This is a genomic window from Streptomyces sp. NBC_01515 (assembly GCF_045040345.1).
In the GTDB taxonomy this organism is placed as follows: Bacteria; Actinomycetota; Actinomycetes; order Streptomycetales; family Streptomycetaceae; genus Streptomyces.
In genome coordinates this window covers 7,440,981-7,462,002 of record NZ_CP109416.1, presented here as the reverse complement: position 1 = coordinate 7,462,002, position 21,022 = coordinate 7,440,981, and the positions used below count along the sequence as shown (strand labels likewise).

Annotated in this window: 23 protein-coding genes; 10 read left to right on the top strand and 13 right to left on the bottom strand. The window is 69.7% G+C overall.

Translation table 11 applies throughout. The annotated features are described in order from the left end of the window. Window positions 1–24 precede the first annotated feature (24 nt). Together OG407_RS33935 and OG407_RS33930 are read left to right on the top strand one after the other, a co-directional pair. The gene (locus OG407_RS33935) at window positions 25–2,109 is read left to right on the top strand and encodes a putative Ig domain-containing protein (protein ID WP_405863298.1); all 2,085 of its coding nucleotides are present in this window, start codon (window positions 25–27) and stop codon (window positions 2,107–2,109) included. A 127-nt stretch (window positions 2,110–2,236) separates the two neighbouring features. Further along, on the top strand, window positions 2,237–2,695 hold the full coding sequence (locus OG407_RS33930; RefSeq protein ID WP_405863297.1) for a hypothetical protein: 459 nt from the start codon (window positions 2,237–2,239) through the stop codon (window positions 2,693–2,695). Here OG407_RS33930 and OG407_RS33925 read toward each other — a convergent pair. Then, on the bottom strand, window positions 2,673–2,837 hold the full coding sequence (locus OG407_RS33925; RefSeq protein ID WP_405863296.1) for a hypothetical protein: 165 nt from the start codon (window positions 2,835–2,837) through the stop codon (window positions 2,673–2,675). The two genes, OG407_RS33930 and OG407_RS33925, sit on opposite strands and share 23 nt — an antisense overlap. A gap of 87 nt (window positions 2,838–2,924) precedes the next feature. Here OG407_RS33925 and OG407_RS33920 point away from each other — a divergent pair, with 87 nt between their 5' ends. Further along, window positions 2,925–3,887 carry a GlxA family transcriptional regulator gene (locus OG407_RS33920; protein ID WP_405863295.1) on the top strand — a complete coding sequence of 321 codons (963 nt, stop codon included), beginning with the start codon at window positions 2,925–2,927 and terminating at the stop codon, window positions 3,885–3,887. 17 nt (window positions 3,888–3,904) lie between these two features. On the opposite strand, the gene OG407_RS33915 is transcribed toward OG407_RS33920, so the two are convergent. From OG407_RS33915 to OG407_RS33870, 10 genes are all read right to left on the bottom strand, one after another. Then, window positions 3,905–5,275 carry a cytochrome P450 gene (locus OG407_RS33915; RefSeq protein WP_405863294.1) on the bottom strand — a complete coding sequence of 457 codons (1,371 nt, stop codon included), beginning with the start codon at window positions 5,273–5,275 and terminating at the stop codon, window positions 3,905–3,907. Continuing rightward, entirely contained in the window at window positions 5,272–6,369 is a 1,098-nt protein-coding gene (gene cyc1 / locus OG407_RS33910) for an epi-isozizaene synthase (protein WP_405863293.1), read from the bottom strand. The genes OG407_RS33915 and cyc1 overlap by 4 nt, the downstream gene beginning before the upstream one ends. A 297-nt stretch (window positions 6,370–6,666) precedes the next feature. Next, window positions 6,667–7,317, bottom strand: a complete 651-nt coding sequence (def, locus tag OG407_RS33905; protein ID WP_405863292.1) for a peptide deformylase — start codon at window positions 7,315–7,317, stop codon at window positions 6,667–6,669. 216 nt (window positions 7,318–7,533) lie between these two features. Next, window positions 7,534–8,514 carry a hypothetical protein gene (locus OG407_RS33900; RefSeq protein ID WP_019058305.1) on the bottom strand — a complete coding sequence of 327 codons (981 nt, stop codon included), beginning with the start codon at window positions 8,512–8,514 and terminating at the stop codon, window positions 7,534–7,536. A gap of 104 nt (window positions 8,515–8,618) precedes the next feature. After that, entirely contained in the window at window positions 8,619–9,869 is a 1,251-nt protein-coding gene (locus tag OG407_RS33895; RefSeq protein WP_405863291.1) for an HD-GYP domain-containing protein, read from the bottom strand. A 4-nt stretch (window positions 9,870–9,873) separates the two neighbouring features. Then, complete coding sequence (locus OG407_RS33890) at window positions 9,874–11,181, bottom strand: HD-GYP domain-containing protein (RefSeq protein ID WP_405863290.1); 1,308 nt, start codon at window positions 11,179–11,181, stop codon at window positions 9,874–9,876. Window positions 11,182–11,319: 138 nt separating this feature from the next. After that, the gene (rsrA, locus tag OG407_RS33885) at window positions 11,320–11,622 is read right to left on the bottom strand and encodes a mycothiol system anti-sigma-R factor (RefSeq protein WP_365305148.1); all 303 of its coding nucleotides are present in this window, start codon (window positions 11,620–11,622) and stop codon (window positions 11,320–11,322) included. Continuing rightward, window positions 11,619–12,311 (bottom strand): RNA polymerase sigma factor SigR, encoded by a 693-nt coding sequence (gene sigR, locus OG407_RS33880; protein WP_033282150.1) that lies wholly within the window; start codon window positions 12,309–12,311, stop codon window positions 11,619–11,621. The genes rsrA and sigR overlap by 4 nt, the downstream gene beginning before the upstream one ends. Before the next feature lie 237 nt (window positions 12,312–12,548). Next, on the bottom strand, window positions 12,549–13,199 hold the full coding sequence (locus tag OG407_RS33875) for an alpha/beta family hydrolase (protein WP_405863289.1): 651 nt from the start codon (window positions 13,197–13,199) through the stop codon (window positions 12,549–12,551). Between the two features lies 1 nt (window position 13,200). Then, window positions 13,201–14,016 carry an SOS response-associated peptidase gene (locus tag OG407_RS33870; RefSeq protein ID WP_405863288.1) on the bottom strand — a complete coding sequence of 272 codons (816 nt, stop codon included), beginning with the start codon at window positions 14,014–14,016 and terminating at the stop codon, window positions 13,201–13,203. 50 nt (window positions 14,017–14,066) lie between these two features. On the opposite strand from OG407_RS33870, the gene OG407_RS33865 reads away from it, so the two are divergent. The 4 genes from OG407_RS33865 to OG407_RS33850 all read left to right on the top strand — a co-directional run bounded on the left by OG407_RS33865 (window position 14,067) and on the right by OG407_RS33850 (window position 17,676). After that, window positions 14,067–14,789: a M50 family metallopeptidase gene (locus OG407_RS33865; protein ID WP_266861988.1), complete on the top strand. Its 723-nt coding sequence runs from the start codon at window positions 14,067–14,069 to the stop codon at window positions 14,787–14,789. Window positions 14,790–14,913: 124 nt separating this feature from the next. Further along, window positions 14,914–16,242 carry a 3-phosphoshikimate 1-carboxyvinyltransferase gene (gene aroA, locus OG407_RS33860; RefSeq protein WP_405863287.1) on the top strand — a complete coding sequence of 443 codons (1,329 nt, stop codon included), beginning with the start codon at window positions 14,914–14,916 and terminating at the stop codon, window positions 16,240–16,242. Window positions 16,243–16,254: 12 nt separating this feature from the next. Continuing rightward, window positions 16,255–17,265, top strand: a complete 1,011-nt coding sequence (gene rsgA / locus OG407_RS33855; RefSeq protein ID WP_318018722.1) for a ribosome small subunit-dependent GTPase A — start codon at window positions 16,255–16,257, stop codon at window positions 17,263–17,265. 87 nt (window positions 17,266–17,352) lie between these two features. Beyond that, window positions 17,353–17,676, top strand: coding sequence for a multidrug efflux SMR transporter (locus OG407_RS33850; RefSeq protein ID WP_327401410.1), 324 nt, complete (start codon window positions 17,353–17,355; stop codon window positions 17,674–17,676). Between the two features lie 17 nt (window positions 17,677–17,693). Here the strand turns inward: OG407_RS33850 and OG407_RS33845 are convergent, their stop codons facing one another. Further along, entirely contained in the window at window positions 17,694–18,314 is a 621-nt protein-coding gene (locus OG407_RS33845; RefSeq protein WP_403591101.1) for a TetR/AcrR family transcriptional regulator, read from the bottom strand. Window positions 18,315–18,552: 238 nt separating this feature from the next. Here OG407_RS33845 and hisN point away from each other — a divergent pair, with 238 nt between their 5' ends. After that, window positions 18,553–19,353 (top strand): histidinol-phosphatase, encoded by an 801-nt coding sequence (hisN, locus tag OG407_RS33840; protein ID WP_405863286.1) that lies wholly within the window; start codon window positions 18,553–18,555, stop codon window positions 19,351–19,353. Window positions 19,354–19,626: 273 nt separating this feature from the next. Here hisN and OG407_RS33835 read toward each other — a convergent pair whose 3' ends face one another. Continuing rightward, window positions 19,627–20,016: a DUF6415 family natural product biosynthesis protein gene (locus OG407_RS33835; protein ID WP_405863285.1), complete on the bottom strand. Its 390-nt coding sequence runs from the start codon at window positions 20,014–20,016 to the stop codon at window positions 19,627–19,629. A 226-nt stretch (window positions 20,017–20,242) separates the two neighbouring features. Here OG407_RS33835 and OG407_RS33830 point away from each other — a divergent pair, with 226 nt between their 5' ends. Together OG407_RS33830 and OG407_RS33825 are read left to right on the top strand one after the other, a co-directional pair. Next, window positions 20,243–20,503: a hypothetical protein gene (locus tag OG407_RS33830; RefSeq protein ID WP_405863284.1), complete on the top strand. Its 261-nt coding sequence runs from the start codon at window positions 20,243–20,245 to the stop codon at window positions 20,501–20,503. Beyond that, on the top strand, window positions 20,475–21,002 hold the full coding sequence (locus tag OG407_RS33825) for a DUF6879 family protein (protein WP_405863283.1): 528 nt from the start codon (window positions 20,475–20,477) through the stop codon (window positions 21,000–21,002). The genes OG407_RS33830 and OG407_RS33825 overlap by 29 nt, the downstream gene beginning before the upstream one ends. Window positions 21,003–21,022: the final 20 nt, after the last annotated feature.

Here is a 21,022-nt window from a genome sequence, read left to right as displayed (position 1 = left end):
CTCCAACGATGGAGGCAGTACCCCATGCGTGAGAAGCCCAGACGGAGTCTGCGAAGACTGCTGACCGCCGCCGTACCCGCCCTCACCCTCAGCGTCTTCGGGCTCGTGGCGGCCTCCCCCGCCGACGCGCAGCCCGCCCCACAGGCCGCCGTCCAGTCCGCCCAGGTCTCCAAGGTCACCCAGAACTCCAAGGCCCTGACGTCCCCCGCGGCCCAGGCCGTCCACTCGACCGGCAAGGCCGGGCAGAAGGTGCCGACCGAGCGCCTCTGCGCGACCGCGGCCCCCGGTTCGGCGTCCTGCTTCGCCCAGCGGCGCACCGACATCAAGCAGCGACTGGCCTCCGCCGTGCACGCGGACGCCGCAGCCGCGGTGTCCGGGCTGAGCCCGGCCAACCTGCACAGCGCGTACGCGCTTCCCTCGACCGGCGGCTCCGGCCTGACGGTCGCGGTGGTCGACGCGTACAACGACCCCAACGCGGCCTCGGACCTGGCCACTTACCGCTCCAACTTCGGGCTGTCGGCCTGCACCGTGGCCAGCGGCTGCTTCAAGCAGGTCAGCCAGACCGGCTCGACCACCTCCCTGCCGACGAACGACACCGGCTGGGCGGGCGAGGAAGCGCTCGACATCGACATGGTCAGCGCGGTCTGCCCGAACTGCAACATCATCCTGGTGGAGGCCACTTCGGCCACCGACGCCAACCTCGGCACCGCCGAGAACGAGGCCGTCGCCCTGGGCGCGAAGTTCGTCTCCAACAGCTGGGGCGGCTCCGAGGCCTCCACGCAGACCTCCGAGGACACCTCGTACTTCAAGCACCCGGGTGTCGCGATCACCGTCTCCTCCGGTGACGAGGCCTACGGTGCCGAGTACCCGGCAACATCCCAGTACGTGACCGCAGTTGGCGGCACCGCGCTGTCCACGTCGTCCACCACCCGCGGCTGGACCGAGTCCGTGTGGAAGACGAGCAGCACCGAGGGCGGCGGTTCCGGCTGCTCCGCCTACGACGCGAAGCCGACCTGGCAGACCGACACGGGCTGCACCAAGCGCATGGAGGCCGACGTCTCCGCCGTCGCCGACCCCGCCACCGGCGTGGCCGTCTACGACACCTACGGCGGCTCCGGCTGGGCGGTCTACGGCGGCACCAGCGCCTCGTCCCCGATCATCGCGGGCGTCTACGCGCTGGCCGGCACCCCGGGCACCAGCGACTACCCGGCGAAGTACCCCTACTCCCACACCAGCAACCTGTACGACGTCACGAGCGGCAACAACGGCTCCTGCACGACGAGTTACTTCTGCACCGCGGGCACCGGCTACGACGGCCCGACCGGCTGGGGCACCCCCGACGGCACCGCCGCCTTCACCTCCGGCACCACCACGGGCAACACGGTGACCGTCACCAACCCGGGCAGCCAGTCCACCGTGACCGGCTCCACGGCCAGCCTGCAGATCTCGGCCTCGGACAGCGCGAGCGCGACCCTCACGTACAGCGCGAGCGGGCTGCCGACCGGCCTGTCGATCAGCAGCTCGACCGGGCTGATCTCCGGCACCGCGTCCACCGCCGGCACCTACGCCGTCACGGTGACCGCGACCGACTCCACCGGCGCCTCCGGCTCGGCCTCCTTCACCTGGACGGTCAGCACCTCCGGCGGCGGCAGCTGCACCTCGACCCAGCTCCTGGGCAACGCGGGCTTCGAGTCGGGCAACACGACCTGGACCGCGAGCAGCGGGGTCATCACCAACGACAGCGGCGAGTCGGCACACGCCGGTTCGTACTACGCGTGGCTCGACGGGTACGGCTCGACCCACACCGACACGCTGTCCCAGTCGGTGACGGTCCCGTCCGGCTGCACGGCCACGACGTTCACCTTCTACCTGCACGTCGACACCGCGGAGACCACCACCAGCACCGCGTACGACAAGCTGACGGTCACCGCCGGATCGACCACCCTGGCCACCTACTCCAACCTCAACGCGGCCACCGGGTACGTCGCGAAGTCCTTCAGCCTGTCGGCCTTCGCCGGTACCACCGTCACCCTGAAGTTCAGCGGAGTCGAGGACTCCTCGCTCCAGACCAGCTTCGTCGTCGACGACACCGCCGTGACGACCGGCTGACCTCCTCATGAGCCGGGCCCCGGTCGTCTCGCAGCGGCCGGGGCTCTGTCATGTCCACGAATACTTCACAGTTCACGGGGGATCCGGATACGACCGTGACACGTCAAAGGGACAAAGGAGGCCCCCCATGCGCCGATCGATTCTCGGTCCGTCCCTCGCCGTCGCCACCCTGGCACTCGCCCTCACGGGCTGCGGCGGCACGAAGTCCGACACCGGCAGCGGCAGTGTGTCGCCGTCGTCCTCCCCCACACCGAGCAAGAGCGGGTCGGCCTGTACGGCGAAGGAGACACTCGCCGCCACCGACACGAACGGCACGTTCTGCGTGACGACCGGCAACACCGTCCGCATCCTGCTGGACGGGACGACCACCCGCCCCTGGGCGCCGGTCAAGACGGTGGGCAGCGGCCTGAAGGCCACCAACAGCGGGATCCTGATCCGGCCCGGCGACGCGAGCAACGCGTACGAGGCGGTGTCGGCCGGGACCGTGAAGCTCACGTCGTCCCGGCCGCTGTGTGCGACCGCGCCGCACAAGATCTCGTGCAAGGGCATTCAGGAATGGTCGGTCACCGTCGTGGTGTCGAAGTGATGACCCGGTGGGCGGTGCGGATCTGACGGTCGACGCGCCGGTCGTGCGCGATGCCGAGCAGCGACGGGAAGGTCACGGCCACGAAGATGCCGACGACGGTGAGGAGGGCGATGAGGTTGTCCACGGCTGTGTTCATGGACATGAGTCTCGTCCTTTTGACTCCTTACCGTGAGTGGCAGGACTGCCGTACACCCTCGATTTACTGCCATTCCGGGGGCACACTGGCAGCATGCTGACAAACGTGGCCGTGGTCCTGCTCGACGGAGTCGCCCCCTTCGAACTCGGCGTCGTCTGCGAGGTGTTCGGCCTCGACCGCAGCGACGAGGGACTGCCGGTCTACGACTTCGCGGTCGCCTCGGCCGAGGGACCGACCCTCACCACCCACGCGGGCTTCTCCCTGACCGTCGACCACGGCCTGGAGCGCCTGGAGACCGCGGACCTCATCGCGGTACCGGCCGGCGCGACCTATGCGGAGCGGGAGTACCCGGAGGAACTTCTCGATGCCCTGCGACGGGCCGTGGACCGGGGTGCCCGGGTGCTCAGCGTCTGCTCGGGCGTGTTCGTGCTGGCCGCCGCCGGGCTGCTGGACGGACGGCGGTGCGCGGTGCACTGGCACCACGCGGAGCTGCTCGCCCAGCGGTACCCGAAGGTCGTCGTGGAGCCCGATGTGCTGTACGTCGACGAGGACCCGGTGATCACGTCCGCCGGCACCGCGGCCGGTATCGACGCCTGTCTGCACATCGTGCGCAAGGAGCAGGGGCCGGAGGTCGCCAACGCCATCGCGCGGCGGATGGTCGTACCGCCGCACCGCGACGGCGGCCAGGCCCAGTACATCGAGCGGCCGCTGCCGCGCTCGCAGTGCGACACGGTGGGCGAGGTGCTGGTGTGGATGGCGGAGCACCTCGACCAGGAGGTCACCGTCGAACAGCTCGCCGCCCGTGCCCACATGTCACCGCGGACCTTCGCCCGCCGCTTCCAGCAGGAGACCGGGACCACTCCGTACCGCTGGATCCTGCGTCAACGGGTGCTGCTGGCCCAGCAGTTGCTGGAGGGGACGGACGAGACGATGGACGCGATCGCCTGGCGCGCCGGCTTCGGCACCGCACCCGCCCTGCGCCACCAGTTCGTCCGGGCGCTGGGCACCACCCCGAACGCCTACCGACGCACGTTCAGGGGCCCGGAAGCCGCCTGAACGTACGCCTTCGCGTCTCACCTCAACACGGGCCTGAGCAGCAGCCGGTTGGGGCGCAGGGTGATGCCGACGCGGGTGGTGTCGTCGGAGCCGGACACCCGCTCGAAGCGGTACCTCGTGGCCACCGCCGCCGTGATCAGGCTCAGTTGGGCCATCGAGAAGTGGTCGCTGGGACACTTCCGGTTGCCGTTGCTGAACGGGCTCATGGCGAACTTCGGTACGTCCTTGGACCGTTCCGGAAGCCAGCGGTCGGGGTCGAACTCCTCGTTGTGCGCATACGAACGCGCGTCGCGCTGGATGGCGTACGGGCTGTAGATGATGTCGGCCCCGGCCGGAATCCGATAGCCCCCCAGTTCGGCGTCGGCGACCGCCCGCCGCGTCAATATCCATACGGCGGGACGCAGCCGCATCGCCTCGACGACGACATTGTTCGTGTGCGTGAGCTTGCGGACGTCGTCGAATGCCACCGGGCGGCCACCCGTCACGGATTCGACCTCTTCGCGTACCTTGTCGGCGTGTTCCGGGTGTTCGGTGAGGACCTGGAGCAGCCACATGATCGTGGACGCGATTGTTTCGCTTCCCGGGGTGAGGATCGCGACGACCTGGTCGTGGATCTCCTGTTCCCCGATCGGGTCGCCATTGTCGTCCGTCGCCTCCAGCAATGCCGTCAGCAAATCGTCCGGCTTTTGACCAGATTCGCGTCGCTCGGCCACGATCTCGTCGACGAGGAGATGCAAATCGGCCAGTGCCCGGTTGAATTCGCGGTTGGCCGGGAGGGGCAGCCGGTAGAGCGGCCCCGCCGGTACCACCATCCGCCGGTACATGCCCCGGAAGACGGTGGCGAGCGCGACGCACAGCCGCTCGGCGCGCTCGTCCATGAAGTCGCCGCGCAGCAGACAGCGGGCCGCGATCCGCACCGCGACCCGGAAGGACTCGGAGGTGCAGTCGATCGTCTCGCCGGTCCGCCAGCGCTCGGTGAGCGCGTGCGCCTCCTCCTCCATGATCGGCCCGTACGCGGGGATCGCGTCGAGCCGGAACGCGGGCTGGATGATGCGCCGTTGGCGCCGGTGCAGGGGCCCGTTGGCCGTGGCCACGCCCTCCTTGCCGAGCAGTCCCTCCAGGGACTCCCACAGCGGGCCCGCGATGATGAAGTCGGGGTTCAGCGCCAGGGCGCCGGTGAGGGCCGGCGCGGTGACGGCGTAGACCGTCTTCGGGCCGAGGCGGAGCCTCACCACGTCGCCGTGGTCGCGGAGTTGGGCCATGAAGGCCAGGGGGTCGCGGACCAGCTTCCAGCCGTGGCCGAGAAGCGGGATCCTGCCGCCCGCGACGGGCGGCTCAAGCAGCTCCGGCACCTCGGGTGCCGCGGGCCGCACAGACTCGACGGTCATTTCTCACCTGCCGCTTCGTTGTTGACGTACGGGGGTGTGGACCGGTCGTCCCAGCTGTCGACCATGTAACGGCCGGACTCGTGGTGGAACCAGTAGACGGTGCTGAACCAGTTCCGCATATTGCCGAGGCAGGTCCGTACCGCGGCGCTCAATTCCATTCCGCGCACGGTGCCGTCGTCGAGCCGGTCGGCGAGACGTAAGGTGTCCTGTTCCGCGACGAGGAATTCGGTGATGCATTCCTCGATACGGCGCCTCAGTTCGGCGACCGCCTCCTCAAGGGTCAGCCCCTCGTGCTTGATGAGGCTGATTCCGAGATTGTGGACCTCGTCGCCCGCGAGTTCCTTCGGCAGCGAGCAGAGGTCGTTGTACCAGGCGGCGAATTCCTGGCTGAGCAGGGCCGCCCGGCGATATCCCGGGTGTTTCCGCACCGTGTCCGGGAGTTCGAGTCCCGCGCTCGCCTCCAGCAGATCGGTCCAGATCCAGTGGGCGAAGGTGAGCCGGCGCAGCGCGAGGTATTCCTCGACCGTCGGGACGGTCCCCTCGGTGCGGTTGCGGAATTCACGGTCGTAGGCCTCGATGACCGCGTGGAAGTGCCGGGCGAACCGCGCGTTCCAGGTGTCGGGCAGGAACGAGTAGATCCGCATCATGCTGTCGGCGAACCCGGCGACCAGGGGATCCGGGTGGAGCAGATGGTGCCGTGGTGAATCCAGTGCCGCGTGCAACCGGAACCTCAACCGCCGCCAGGCGTCGGGGCGTTGGTGCACGATGTCCCGGTCGTGGCGGTCGTCCCAGACGAAGAACCACGCGCTGTAGTCCGCTATCGCCTGGAGCACCTCGTCCGGTGCGCCCAAGTAGTACCCGGCCATCAGGTCCGTGTAGCAAAGACCGTCGGCATATTCCCTTACCTTGTCCGCCGGCATGAGGCGCTTTTCCAGCAGCCAGACACGTGTCTTCTCCTGGAGCCTCGGCCAATACGGATGCAGTTGCCGGGGAAACGCCGCCTCGATCACCGGGAGAGAGAGCGACGGTGGTACCGCGATCGCCGTCGTTTCCGTTGCCGTAGTCGATGTGGTGCTGTGTGAGAAAGCAGGCACGAACAAACCCCTCTCAGCCGCCAGTTGCGCACGCCCCTCCCGCTGTGCCGGGCGTGCGCCGTTGCGTATCCCCGCACTTCCTATTCAGCACCACAACTGACCGTTCTGGGAACGGATTTGCTCCCTTCACTACCCCCAAGTGCCGAGAATCCCCCCTTGTGTGACCGATTCTGGATCATTACACGCACGGAAACGATCGAATGTGCGAGGGACAGACGAACGGCGCCTGGTCAGGGAGTTGCACCTGAACAGACGCCGTACGTAAGGGAGATGTGTCGACCGCTGGGGTCGGCCGGATCAGTCGTTGGCGACCACGGCGTAACGGGGCTCGTTCTCGGCCATCTGCCGCAGCGCGTCCTTGCGGTCGCGCTTGGAGAGCCGGTCGATGTAGAGGTAGCCGTAGAGGTGATCGGTCTCGTGCTGCAAACACCGAGCGAAGTAGCCGGTGCCGCGGACCCTGATCGGGTTGCCCCGCTCGTCCTGCCCGGTCACCTCGGCGTAGTCGGGCCGTGCGAGCGGCGCATACGCGGTCGGCACGGACAGACACCCCTCGTTGCTCTCGTCCAGATGCCGCTTGTCGGCGGGCAGATCGACGAGCTTGGGATTGCAGACGACACCGACGTGCCGTTTGCCCTCGTCGTCCATGCAGTCGTAGACGAAGACCTTCAGGTCGACGCCGACCTGGTTCGCGGCGAGGCCGACGCCCTCGGCGGTGCGCTGCGAGGCGAACATGTCGGCCACCAGCGTCTCCAGTTCCGCGCCGAAGTCGGTGACGTCCCTGCACTCCTTGTGCAGCACCGGATTCCCGACGACCGTGATCGCCCGCGAGGCCCCCCGCTCCCGCCAGGCCGCCTCACGCTCCTCGGTCCCCTCGGTGTCGACGACAAACCCCTCGTCATCCACGGGGAGCACGCCCACGTGCTGCTGATCGGTGTCCTGCTGCGCCATGACCGACGTAAGCCTTCCTGAAAACCAAGGGGGAGAAGTTGCTGATACAGGGTACGTGGAGTTCTTCAAGAGACGCGGGGCCTGTGTCTATGCCCTGTCCTTAAGGGGCGCGGGACTGTGCCGATGTGCGGCTCCGCCGCGCGAGCGCGCCCTGTCTTTTAGGGGCGCGGGGAACTGCGCGACCAGCCACGACGGCGCGGCACCCGACCACAGACCTCAGCAGACCTCTTCCAGATCCCGCCAGTCCCGGGAGTCAGGGCTGTCGGCGACCCACCCGTCCAACAACCCCCGAACCAGCGACGCGGGGGCCGCAAGCCCACACTCCCGCTCCGGCACCCACAACTGCCCGTCCGTCCGATGCCCCAGCGGCCCAGGATGCCCCGGCTCACTGTGATCATGCGGATCAAGATGCTCCCCGTCGCCCTCATCGGAAGGCATCCGGGACTCGGAACACATCCGGCACAGCAACCGCACCGAAGACGACCAGTCCTCCGCCGCGAACCCCGCGTCCGCCGCCAACTGCTCCAGCGCATCCCGGTCGGCCTCGGCGGCAGCCTCCAGCAGCACGACCCACGTGGGCACAGGAGAGGGCGCCCACAACTCGATCTCGTCGAACACGGGGTACGAGTGCCCGGCGGCAGTCGTCCGCTCCCCGTGCGGAACTCCGTCGTGGAGCACGACCTCACCCCACCGCCGCCCGGACGAGGGAAGCGGAATCGACAGCACCTCGATCCGCGCGGGATCCAGCCGCCGCCCCCACACCACCTCGGCCTCCCCCTCGGGAGAGAGCCGTACGGCCGCGCTGCCGAGATCCATCCCGGCCGGCTCACCCGCCCCGGTGACCCCACCCGGCACCCGCAGCCCGTACGCCTGCCAGGCCCGCCGTGCCAGCGGCCAGTCCTGGAGCCCGGTGGCCGCGATGCCCACGTTCCACCAGTCAGGCGCGCCGGCCTCCCGGTCGAGCAGCGCGACGGCCCGCAGCCCGGCCGCCCGCGCCTGCTCCCAGTCGTGCCGGAACTTGTGGAGAAGGGCGAGATTGAACCAGGACTCGGACAGCCAGGGCTCCAGATCGGCGGCCCGCGTCAGCAGCGCGCCCGCGTCCTCGTACCGACCGTCGCCGATCAGCGTGAACGCGCGGTCTGTGGCCTGCCGCCAGGAGGCGGAGGGCCGGTGCCGTCCCTTGCCGAAGATCCTCACGATTCCCGCCTGCCAGTTCCGTTCAGTGGGCTGGCTCTGCCCCCGGACACCCTCTTCTTCGCATCCAACCACGTACGGCTGGGACGCCGCTCATTACCCATGGGTTACCCAGCCGAAGGCAAGGTCAGACAGTCCCGGGACAGTACCCGGGCCAGTGCTTCCACGACCTCGGGAGCGTAGTCCCCGGCGGTCCCGAGGCGCAGCTCCTCCAGCGCCTGGAGCGGCCCGCCCGGGCCGCCTGCCCGGGTTTTCTCCTCGTACGCGTTCACGGCCCGGACGATCCGCGCGGACAGCGGCTGCTCCCGGCACGGGTCGGCCTGCCGCTCCACGACGGCCGCCACCTGAGGACTCACCCCGGTCTGCCGTACGACGGCCCCGCCGAGCAGCGCTATCCGCCGCTGCTCCGCCGGCGGGAGTACGGCGGTGGCGCCGGCCGGTACCGGGTCGACGAGGCTGAGCTGGCCGATGTCGTGCATCAGGGCTGCGTACTCCAGGACGGTGAGGTCGGGCTCGGACAGCCCCAGGTCCCGCCCGACCGCCTGGCACAGCGCGGCGACCCGGCGGGCGTGCCCGGCAGGCGTGTATCCGGCTATCTCGGTGGACCGGGCGAGGGAGGCGATGGTCTGCCGGTAGGTGTCCCGTACGGCCGCGTAGCGCCGGAAGGACAGCTGGGTGAGCAGCAGCGGCAGCGAGAACACGGGCAGCGCCCACAGCCCCACGACGGCGACCGCGAGCGCCATCACCGCGCCGGTCGCGCACACCGCCGACCCGATCCCGGGCATCCCGCGCAGTTCGTCCCGCAGCAGCGGCCCGAACGGCCACCGGGTCCGCGAGTGCGCGAGCGCGGCGGCGAGGACGGCGTCGCAGAGCGCGGTGAGGGAGAGCAGCGCGAGCAGGAGCAGGGCGTAGGCGGGGCCGCCCCAGTGCCTGAACACGCCCTGGTTGTACAGGGGTTGGAAGCACACGGCCGCGAAGCCGACGGTCAGGACGCGCCGTGCCATGTGGTCGGGGGTACGGCTGTGGCCGCGCGCGATGTGCGGCACGCAGCCGACGAGGGCGGCGGCCACGACCACGGCGACGGTCTGGAAGACGCCGTGGTGGGTGGGCCGGCCGGCGTCGGCGCCGAGCAGGGCGTAGGAGAGGGCGCCCGCGGCGCCGAGCGGGGCGGTTTCCCTGAGACCGGTCGTGCCGTTCCAGCGGCTCAACTCGCCTACGGCGACGAGTACTCCGAAGGCGAGGGCCACTCCGGGTTCGTCGAGGCCGGTGCGGAGGGTGAGGGTGAGGGAGGTCAGGGCGAGGAGGGCGGCGGAGGTGTGGATGAGGGTGAGGAGGAGAGGGGGGCGGGGCGAGAGCATTTCGTCAACCCCTCAACACACTGGAAACGGGCGGGCTCGGTGGGAAAACAATGGATGACTGGACCTCGTCGGCTGTCACCGCCGGATGCCATCCACACCGCCCCAGCGCCCGCACCAACGCCCGGACCATCAACGGGTCGAACTGCGTCCCGGCACAGCGCGACAACTCCTCCAGCGCGACAGACACCGGCCGAGCCCTCCGGTAGGACCTCGTGGACGTCATCGCGTCGAAGGCGTCGGCTACGGCGACTACCCGTGCGGACTCCGGGATCTGACTCCCCAGCAGCCCGTAGGGATACCCGCTCCCGTCCAACCGTTCGTGGTGGTGCAGGACAGCCGCCCGGGCCTCCCCGAGGAAACCGATGCCGCGCACCATCTCGTGGCCGTACTCGGGATGCAGTTCGATCACCCGCCGCTCCTCGGGAGTGAGCGGCCCGTCCTTGCGCAGCAGGCGCGTAGGCACGCCCAGCTTTCCGACGTCGTGCAGGATGCCGGCGAAGCGCAGCACTTCGACGCGGGAGTCGTCCATGCCCAGCTCCCGCGCGATCATCATCGACGCCTGCCCGACCCGCTCACTGTGCCCGCGGGTGTACCCGTCCTTGATGTCGACGGCCTGGACGAGGGCGCGGATGGTGGCCTGATGGGCGGCGCGCTCCTGGTGGTACTGGGCGAACACCCACCAGGACACCCCCATCGGCAACAGCACGAGCAGCGCGGCGACGGGGCCGTAGGGGCTGCGCCACAGGACGGCCATCATCAGCCCGGCGAGCCCGTGCACGCCGATGGGCGCCAGGGACCGTAGGAACAGGCCTCGCCAGGCCCGTCGTACGGGCATCCGCTCGGCCAGCGCGAGAATCCCGCCGTCGAGCACGGTGAGGACCAGGCAGAAGGCGAGGACGGCGGCCAGGGCGGGCACCAGCGCGTACGGGAAGTCGGACGCGACGACGGCGTTCCGCCCGTCCAGCGCCCAGTGCACGCGTGCCGCCGCCCACACGCCCAGCGCGAGCTGCGCGGCCCGCCAGCTACGCCGCAGCCAGGGCGAGCCCTGCTCGACGCGGGAGAACAGCGCCCCCGGCAGCGGCACGAGCGCGGCGGCGGGGGGCGGGAGGAGGAAGGCCGCGGCGAGCAGCACCGGGTAGAAGGTGCCCGCGAAGCGGCGCCGGGCGACCTGCTCGCAGCCGGCGTAGAGCGCGGCCAGCAGTGCGACCGCCCACCAGGGTGTGTGGACGGTCGGCAGCGGCAGCAGGCACCACAGGGCGCCGGCGACGACACAGACGACGTACGCACGTGCCCGTGCCGGTGTCGCCTCCATGGCTGACGCCCTTCCCCCGACCATGCCTGTCCAGGCCGAGGAGCCTAGGGCGGTCGGGGGCGGGCTGCGGGCGTATCACCCGCGGATTAGCACGTTCGAGTGACGATCGCCCGTTCAGGACGCGTGTTCAGGAAACGGTCAGGATTCCTGGGGGGCGGCCGTCAGGTCGTGCTCGGGCACGGCCTGCCCGGAACGGATCAGATCGAGCCGCCCCAGGACCTTGGCCCGCAGGTCGGTCGGGACGTCGTCCCGGCCGCAGCACCGCTTGACCAGCTTCTTCACGGCCTCTTCGAGCCCGTACTTCTCCAGGCACGGCGAGCACTCCGTGAAGTGCTGCTTGAACTTGGCGCGGTCGACGTCCGGCATCTCGCTGTCGAGGAACTCGTAGAGATGGTCGAGGACCTCACTGCAGTCCGTTTCGTGCGGCTCTCCGCAGCTCATGAGCCCGAGCCTTTCGCTTCGTTCGACTCTCCGGCACCGGCCGGGACCAGTCCGCGGTCACGCGCGTAGTCCTCAAGCATGCCGCGCAGCTGACGACGGCCCCGGTGCAGCCGGGACATCACCGTACCGATGGGTGTCCCCATGATGTCCGCGATCTCCTTGTACGCAAAGCCCTCGACGTCCGCGAGATAGACGGCGATGCGGAATTCCTCGGGGATCGCCTGGAGCGCTTCCTTCACGTCCGAGTCGGGCAGGTGGTCGAGCGCCTGCGACTCGGCGGAGCGCAGACCGGTCGACATGTGCGACTCGGCGCGCGCGAGCTGCCAGTCCTCGATCTCCTCGGCCGCGGAACGCTGGGGTTCACGCTGCTTCTTGCGGTACGAGTTGATGAACGTGTTGGTGAGAATCCGGTACAGCCACGCCTTGAGGTTGGTGCCCTCGCGGAACTGGTGGAAGGACGCGTACGCCTTCGCGTACGTCTCCTGCACCAGGTCCTCGGCGTCGGCCGGGTTTCGCGTCATGCGCAGCGCGGCCGAGTACATCTGGTCGAGGAATTCGAGCGCGTCCCGCTCGAAGCGCGCGCTGCGCTCCGAGGTCGATTCCGCTGTGACCTCGCTCGTGCCCTGGCCCTCGGGCTGCTCCGCCTGGCCGTGTTCGGTCCCTGCGTCGGTACCGGGAACCGGACCCACCTCCTCAAGATTCCGGGTGGCACCGAAGCCGATGTCACCAGAATCGGAGGATAGACGACGATCCGGTCCGCCCGCCGCCCCAATGGGCGTGGCCTTGGTCGCGCGCAGCACCGACCAGTCCAGGTCGGAGCGGCTGCTACGGGCCGGGCAGAAGGTCGAACCCATGCGGCGGACTTCCTTTCTACGACTGTCTATGTCCGGCCACAACAGTGGTAAGGGCCCCGGCATTCCCGCCCCTTACCCAAGTGTTCGAGTCCACTCCACCACGCGCCCCGTGATGATCTCCAGCGCCTCGTCCTGCCCGATCTCCGCCCGCTTGGGTACGGCGAACCCATGATCGGCGTACGGCACCTCGACCAGCTCGTAGTCGCCCTCCGGGAACTCCGCCGGTTTCCCGAAGGGGTCGTTCCCGCCCTGCACGACGAGCGTGGGCACTCCGGCCCCGAGCAGTTCGCCGGCCCGGGACTTCTCGGGCTTGCCCGGCGGATGCAACGGGAAGCTCAGCGCGAGAACGGCGGCGGCGCCCAGCTCCGCGGCCGTACGGCAGGCCACGCGGGCTCCGGCGCTACGGCCCCCGGAGATCACCGGCAGCCCCGGCTGCGCGACGGCCGCCCAGATCCCCCGCCACCCCACGTCGAGCGTCTTGGGCGCGGGCGCCACCTTCTTCCCGGCGACCCGCCACGGCTGCTCGACGAGCGCGACGGTCACCCCGTGCCCGGGAAGTACGGCGGCGAGGGCCTGCAGATCCCGGGCGTCGATACCGCCACCGGCGCCGTGACTGACGGCGAGGACGAACCGCGCCTTCTTGGCCTGGTGCCAGGTGACCCGGGCGGTCCCCGCATCGGTCTCGATGGTCTTGATGGTCTCGCTGGAAATGATCTCGCTCACGCTAGAAGAGTGTGCCCTCCTCGGGCCCCTCCAGCTCCTTCAGCAGCTCCGGCCCATTGTTGCGGACGTTGCTCACGGCCGTGGACACCGGGTACGCGCGCAACAGCCCGGCGGGCGGCGGGGCGAGCAGCTCGCGCAGGTCGTCCGGGTCGGTGCGGGACGGGTCGAGCCAGGAGTCCCAGCGGTCCGGGGTGAGCATCAGGGGCATCCGGGGATGGATGTCGGCCAGCGTGTGCGGCCCCTCGGCCGGGGGCACCGCCAGCGGGGTCGTCTCCGCCTCGGTCGTGATCACCGAGCAGGTGACCCACCAGGCCAGCGGATGGTCGTCGGGCAGGGTCCGGTCCCGCCAGAACTCGTACAGCCCGGCCATCGCGAACACCGACCCGTCGGCGGGCAGCACGAAGTACGGCTGCTTGCGCTGCCGCTTCTTCCTGCCCTCGACCTCCAGCTCCCGTTCGTCCTTGGCGGTGACCCACTCGTAGTAGCCGTCGGCGGGGACGATGCAGCGCCGGGTGGAGAAGGCGCGACGGTACGACGGTTTCTCGTGCACGGTCTCGGCACGCGCGTTGATCATCCGCGCCCCGCCCTCGGGCGTCTTCGACCAGCTCGGCACGAGCCCCCACTTGAGCTTGCGCAGCTGGCGAACCGGCTCCGGGCTGTCCGCGTCCTTAAGTGGACGGTCGAGGACTGCATAGACCTCTTTGGTCGGGGCCACGTTGTAGTCGGGGGCCAAAACCTCCTCGGGCTCCCACTTCTCGATCTCAAAGACTCCTGCGAGATCCTCGGGCCCACGACTCGCTGCATACCGTCCGCACATACGTGCCAGACTGCCAGATTCGACGACCACCACGGGAGCCTCCGCCGCCAATGGACAGCACCGCAATCACCTCGTTCAGCGCCCTGTGGGACGAGGTCTTCGGCAGTCAGCCCGACCCCGATCTGTGGGTGGTCATCGCCACCATGGTCGCCGCGCTGGCCGTGGTCGTCCCGCACGGCCTGTGGCGCCTCTCCCGCAATGCCATCACCATCGCCCACGAGGGCGGTCACGGCCTGGTGGCCCTGCTCACCGGCCGCACCCTCACCGGCATCCGCCTCCACTCCGACACCAGCGGCCTCACGGTCAGCCGCGGCAAGCCGCACGGCCTCGGCATGATCCTCACGGCAGCCGCCGGCTACACCGCTCCCCCGCTCCTCGGCCTGGGCGGCGCGGCCCTCCTCGGCGCCGGCCACATCACCCTCCTCCTCTGGCTGTCCACCCTCCTCCTCATAGCCATGCTGGTCATGATCCGGAACGCCTACGGCGCCCTCACGGTCATCCTCAGCGGAGCGGCCTTCCTCCTCGTGTCCTGGCTGACGGGCCCCCAGGTCCAGGCGGCTTTCGCGTACGCGGTGGTGTGGTTCCTGTTGCTGGGTGGCGTACGCCCCGCGTTCGAGCTCCAGGCGAAGAGGTCGAGGGGCGGCGCGGGCGACTCGGACGCGGACCAGTTGGCGCGACTGACGCACGTACCGGCGGGCTTGTGGCTGTTCCTGTTCCACCTGGTGTCACTGTGCTCGCTCATAGGCGGGGGACGATGGTTGCTGGAGCTGTGACAAGCCCCGAAGGGGCGAGTCACTAGGGGCGCGGGGCTGTATCCATGTGCGGCTCCGCCGCGCGGGCGCGACCAGCCCCAACGGCGCGGCACCCGCAAGACGGCCTACTTATACAGTGGGTCACATGGCCCCGAACAACGACCACACCGCCCTCTGGCCCGCTCCCCACGCCCGCGGAGCCGTCAACGCGACGGTCCACGTCCCGGGGTCCAAGTCCGTCACCAACCGCGCCCTCGTCCTGGCCTCCCTCGCCAGCGAACCGGGCTGGCTGCGCCGCCCCCTCCGCTCCCGGGACACCCTCCTGATGGCAGCCGCCCTCCGCGCGATGGGCGTAGGCATCGAGGAGGGCGTAGGCACGGAGAAGGGCTCCGGAGAGTTCTGGCGGGTCATCCCCTCGGGCCTGCACGGCCCGGCCACGGTGGACGTCGGCAACGCGGGCACCGTGATGCGCTTCCTCCCCCCCGTCGCCGCCCTGGCCAACGGCCCCATCCGCTTCGACGGCGACCCGCGCTCCTACGAACGCCCCCTGCACGGCGTGATCGACGCCCTGCGCGTCCTCGGCGCCCGCATCGACGACGACGGCCGGGGCGCGCTGCCCCTGACGGTGCACGGCGGAGGCGCGCTGGACGGCGGCCCGGTGGAGATCGACGCGTCCTCGTCGTCGCAGTTCGTGTCCGCCCTGCTCCTCTCCGGCCCGCGCTTCAACCAGGGCGTCGAGGTCCGCCACATCGGCTCCTCGCTCCCCTCGATGCCGCACATCCGGATGACGGTCGACATGCTGCGCGCGGTCGGTGCCCAGGTGGACACCCCGGAGTCGGGCGGCGAGTCCAACGTCTGGCGGGTGACCCCGGGCGCGCTGCTCGGCCGGGACCTGACCGTCGAGCCGGATCTGTCGAACGCCCAGCCCTTCCTCGCCGCGGCGCTCGTGGCCGGCGGCAAGGTCGTCGTACCGGACTGGCCGGCGCGGACGACCCAGCCCGGTGACCGGCTGCGGGAGATCTTCACCGAGATGGGTGGTTCCTGCGAACTGACCGAGTACGGGCTGGAGTTCACCGGTTCGGGTGCGATCCACGGCATCGACGTGGACCTCGGCGAGGTCGGCGAACTGACCCCCGGCATCGCGGCCGTCGCCGCCCTCGCGGACTCCCCCTCGACCCTGCGGGGCGTCTCGCACCTGCGCCTGCACGAGACCGACCGGCTGGCCGCGCTCACCAAGGAGATCAACGAGCTGGGCGGTGACGTGACCGAGACCGCCGACGGTCTGCACATCCGCCCGCGCCGCCTGCACGGCGGGATCTTCCACACGTACGAGGACCACCGCATGGCCACCGCGGGCGCGATCATCGGCCTCGCGGTCGAGGGCGTACAGATCGAGAACGTGGCGACGACCGCGAAGACCCTTCCGGACTTCCCCGACCTGTGGGCCGGAATGCTCGGGAGCGATGGGGCGTAGGGGACACACGCCATGCGTCGCTACGGCAAGAACACCGACGAGGACGACATCCGCCAGCGCCCGAACCGCAAGGGCAACCGGCCGCGTACGAACATCCGCCCCAAGCACGAGGAGGCGGTCGAGGGCATGGTCGTCACCGTCGACCGGGGCCGGCTGACCTGCCTGGTCGAGGACCGCGTCGTGATGGCGGTCAAGGCCCGCGAACTGGGCCGGAAGGCGGCGGTGGTCGGGGACCGCGTCGGCATCATCGGCGACCTCTCCGGCGACAAGGACACCCTCGCCCGCATCATCCGCATCGAGCCGCGCACCTCCGTGCTGCGCCGCACGGCCGACGACGACGACCCGTACGAGCGCGTGGTCGTCGCCAACGCCGACCAGCTCGCCATCGTCACCGCCCTCGCCGACCCCGAGCCGCGCCCGCGCCTCATCGACCGCTGCCTGGTCGCCGCCTACGACGGCGGCCTCGACCCACTGCTCGTCCTGACCAAGTCGGACCTCGCCTCACCGGACGAACTCCTGGAGATGTACGGCGCGTTGGGCGTCCCCTACGTCGTCACGAGCCGCGAGGAGCTGGAGAACGGCACCGCCGTGGAGCGGGTCCGCAAGCAACTGGACGGCAAGATCACCGCGTTCGTCGGCCACTCCGGCGTCGGCAAGACGACCCTCGTGAACGCGCTGGTCTCGCTGGAGCGGCGGCGCAGCACCGGCATCGTCAACGCCGTCACCGGCCGCGGCCGGCACACCACGACCTCGGCGCGCATGATCCCGCTGCCCGACGACTCCGGCTGGGTCGTCGACACCCCGGGCGTCCGCTCCTTCGGCCTGCACCACGTGGACCCGTCCCGGGTCATCAAGGCCTTCCCCGACCTGGAGCCGGGCACGGAGAACTGCCCGCGCGCGTGCAGCCACGACGAGCCGGACTGCGCGCTGGACCAGTGGGTGGCGGACGGTCACGCGGACCCGCAGCGGCTTTATTCGCTACGGCGGCTGCTGGCCACCCGTGAGCGAACCGAAGGCGACTGATCACCGGCTGACCACCGCGTGTTTGTGGGGACTCAAGTTCGGTGAGTGCATAATCGCACCGAGCCGGACAAACGGGAGGACAGCACAATGGCGTGGCTGCTGGTTGTCGTGGCCGGAATTCTGGAGACCGGGTTCGCCGTGTGCCTGAAGCTGTCGCACGGCTTCACGCGCCTGTGGCCGACGGTCGCCTTCTGCTCCTTCGCCCTGGGCAGCTTCGGCCTGCTCACCCTGTCCCTGAAGAAACTCGACGTGGGCCCCGCCTACGCCGTGTGGACCGGCATCGGCGCGGCCGGCACCGCGATCTACGGCATGATCTTCCTCGACGACCTGGTGTCGACCCTGAAGATCGTGTCGATCAGCTTCGTCATCATCGGCGTGATCGGCCTCCAACTGTCGGGCTCCGCGCACTAGGCAGGCCGGCCCGCCCGTCAGACCCCCAGGATCCGATGGGTCGGCGTCAGCGCACCGCGCACCAGCTCACCGACCCCGCCCTCCCCCGGCGGTGCCGCCACACAGGACAGCGCCAGCCGTACGACGAGTTCGCAGGACCGGGCCAGGTCGGCGGTGTCCGGTTTGGCCGCCCCGGGTCCGGCCAGCGCCGCCACGGCACGGTCGCGGACGACGGCCACGAAGTCACCGGGTGAGGGCAGCGGCCCGTCGGCCCGGCGCTGGGCCGGTACGGCGGAGGAGGAAGGCACCGCGGAGAGGGTCGGCGAGGGCAGCCGCTCGCTCCAGCAGCCGGTGAGCATGGCTCGTACCAGCGCGTTCTCGCGGGCCGCCGACGTGGTCCACTCGGCGGTCGCGGTCAGCCGCTCGCGGGCACCGCTGTGGCTCCCGAGCGCCCGCTCGACACCGACGAGATAGCCGTCGGCCTCCCTTCTGACCAGCGCCCGCGCAAGCCCCTCCTTGCTCCCGAACTCGTTGTACAGCGTCTGCCGGGACACTCCGGCGGCTGCGGCCACGTCCACCATCCGTACGGTGGACCACGACCGGCGCGCCAGCGCCGTATAGGCGGCGTCCAGCAGGGATTCCCGCGCTGCAGGCATCATTCGCCTCCCGGGGGCGAGCGGCTCTGCGCCCAGATTTGACGCGCACGGGAGCAGTGTCAAGGGTTCGCGGCGGTGCAGGGGGGCGCACTTCGGCCATTGCGCGCGGGAGTTGGGGCGGAGGTTGAGGCGGGGGTTGCGGTGAGGGTTCCCCCTTGACGGTCTCCCGGGGTCCCCCACCTCCCGTTTCGCCCACCGGATCCTGTAGCCCCGGCGCGACCCCTGAAGATACGGTTCACGCATGGCCGACTATCACGATGACCTGCGCCTCGCCCACGTCCTCGCGGACGCCGCCGACGCCGCGACGACCGCGCGGTTCAAGGCCCTCGATCTCAAGGTCGAGACCAAGCCGGACATGACTCCGGTCACCGAGGCGGACAAGGCGGCCGAGGAAGTCATCCGCGGTCATCTGCAGCGCGCACGCCCGCGCGACGCGGTCATCGGCGAGGAATACGGCAGCGAGGGCACCGGCCCGCGCCGCTGGGTGATCGACCCGATCGACGGCACCAAGAACTACGTGCGCGGCGTCCCGGTCTGGGCCACGCTGATCTCCCTGATGGAGGCGGCGGAGGGCGGCTTCCAGCCGGTCGTCGGCCTGGTCTCCGCGCCCGCGCTCGGCCGCCGCTGGTGGGCCGCGAAGGGCCACGGCGCCTACACCGGCCGCAGCCTGTCCTCCGCGTCCCGGCTGCGCGTCTCCCAGGTCTCGAAGCTGACGGACGCCTCCTTCGCGTACTCCTCCCTCACCGGCTGGGAGGACCAGGGCCGCCTGGGCGGCTTCCTCGACCTGACCCGCGAGGTGTGGCGCACGCGCGCGTACGGCGACTTCTGGCCCTACATGATGGTCGCCGAGGGCGCGGTCGACATCTGCGCCGAACCCGAACTCAACCTCTGGGACATGGCGGCCACCGCGATCATCGTCACCGAGGCCGGCGGCACCTTCACGGGCCTCGACGGCCACCCGGGCCCGCACAGCGGCAACGCGGCGGCGTCGAACGGCATCCTGCACGACGAGTTCCTGGGGTATCTCAACCAGCGGTACTGAGCTGGCTTGCTGCCTGACCTGATCGATTCGCCTTCCTCAGGGCTCCTGAACCGTCGTGAGGCAGTCATCGGTCTTCGAGCCAACCTCCCTCGAACGCACCCGCCATACGCGTGTGGCAGGGACAGGCACAGCGCCGTACCAGGACCAGGCCAACCCCGTGGGGCAGTGGGATGTCCTCGGTCTGGCGGCATTCGGGGTGCAGTTCCTGGTAGCCGTCCTGGGCAGCCGGAGCGCACTTGGCAGAGCGCATCGAAGTGTCGTCGATAGCTGCGGTCACGGACGCTCGCCGAGGTTCTCGTAGTGGTCGCACAAAGCGTTCAAGGTGCGTGCCAAGCGCCGGGCATAGCCGACTTCGGCGCCGAATCTGCGGTTCGGCTCGGCACGGAGCTTCCCCCTCGCCTCACCTACACAAGCAAGCGCGCAGTACCGAGGGACGCTTTCCTTCTTCAACCGCCTGACGGACTGCTCGACCTCGGGGATGAGCAGCTCCAGGTGACCCCGGATCATCTGCGTCAGCGTCTCCAGCTCATCAGCCGTTGGGGGCAGCGCCACGGCGTCTGGGTCCAGCAGAATCTGCACGCTCTCGCGCATGACGGTGATGTCAGGGCGATCGGCTTGCCGGCGCTCAGTGCCTTCGGATGCCGCGGTGGTGCGGTTCGCCATGTCGACCCCTGCCCAGTCGGCCACGCCCGGGGCCGTTCGCGAGGTCGCCGGGTCTCGTCGTTCCTCTTGAAGCTAGGAGTTCGATGGACGCCAATACCAGCAATGTGCAGATGTTTGCAGTCATGCCAACTGGCCGTACATCTTGACGAGTTCGTCCTCTTGACCAGCTACGCCATCTGTCGGAGCGTGTCGCAAAGAACTGCACATCTCATGGATGGAGACAGTCATGTCGCTACGGTTCATCGGGATCGATCCCGAGACCAAGACCGCGGACTCACCGACCGTGTGGGTCGACCAGGAGAAGGGCGAACTCGTCTTCCAGGGATGGAAGCCCGACCCTCAACTCGAAGCAGAGTGCGCCGCGTTCGAGGTACCTGGTCATGCCGTCGGCATTCCGGTGGACGAGGCCGTCATCCGGATCCCTGCCAGGATGGTGCACATGATCAGGGAGGCGTGCGATGCCCTCGACCGTTCCGACGATCGCTGAACTCATGGACGAGTGCACACGCTCCGCTGTGCACCTTGAGATGCGAGATCACTACGGGGTGGCCGCAGAGGCTGAGGACTTCCGGACATGGCTGGAGACCGGCCGTCTCGACACCGACCCCGGATCGCCGGACTGGGCACCCTGGGTGGACCTGATCTCCCGTGCCGTTGTGCGCGGCGTTGCGGTGCACCGCGCCCGGATCGTGTCCGAACCCGTCTCCGACTACATCCGCTACGAACACGCCTCCACCGGCGTCAACGTGCACGCCGGGGAACAGGTGCGCTGGTTGCCCCGCCGCCATGCCTCGGATATCGCCCTGCCAGGCAACGACTTCTGGCTCTTCGACGACCAGGTGATCCGGTGGGGCTACTTCTCCGGCGACGGGGCCATGATCGGGCACGAGGTCTCCGAGGACCCTGCCTCCGCGAAGCTGTGCGCTGAGTCCTTCGAGGCCGTATGGGCGCGCGCGATCCCGCACAACCAGTACCAGATCCACTGACCAGAAAGCACCGGCAGCCA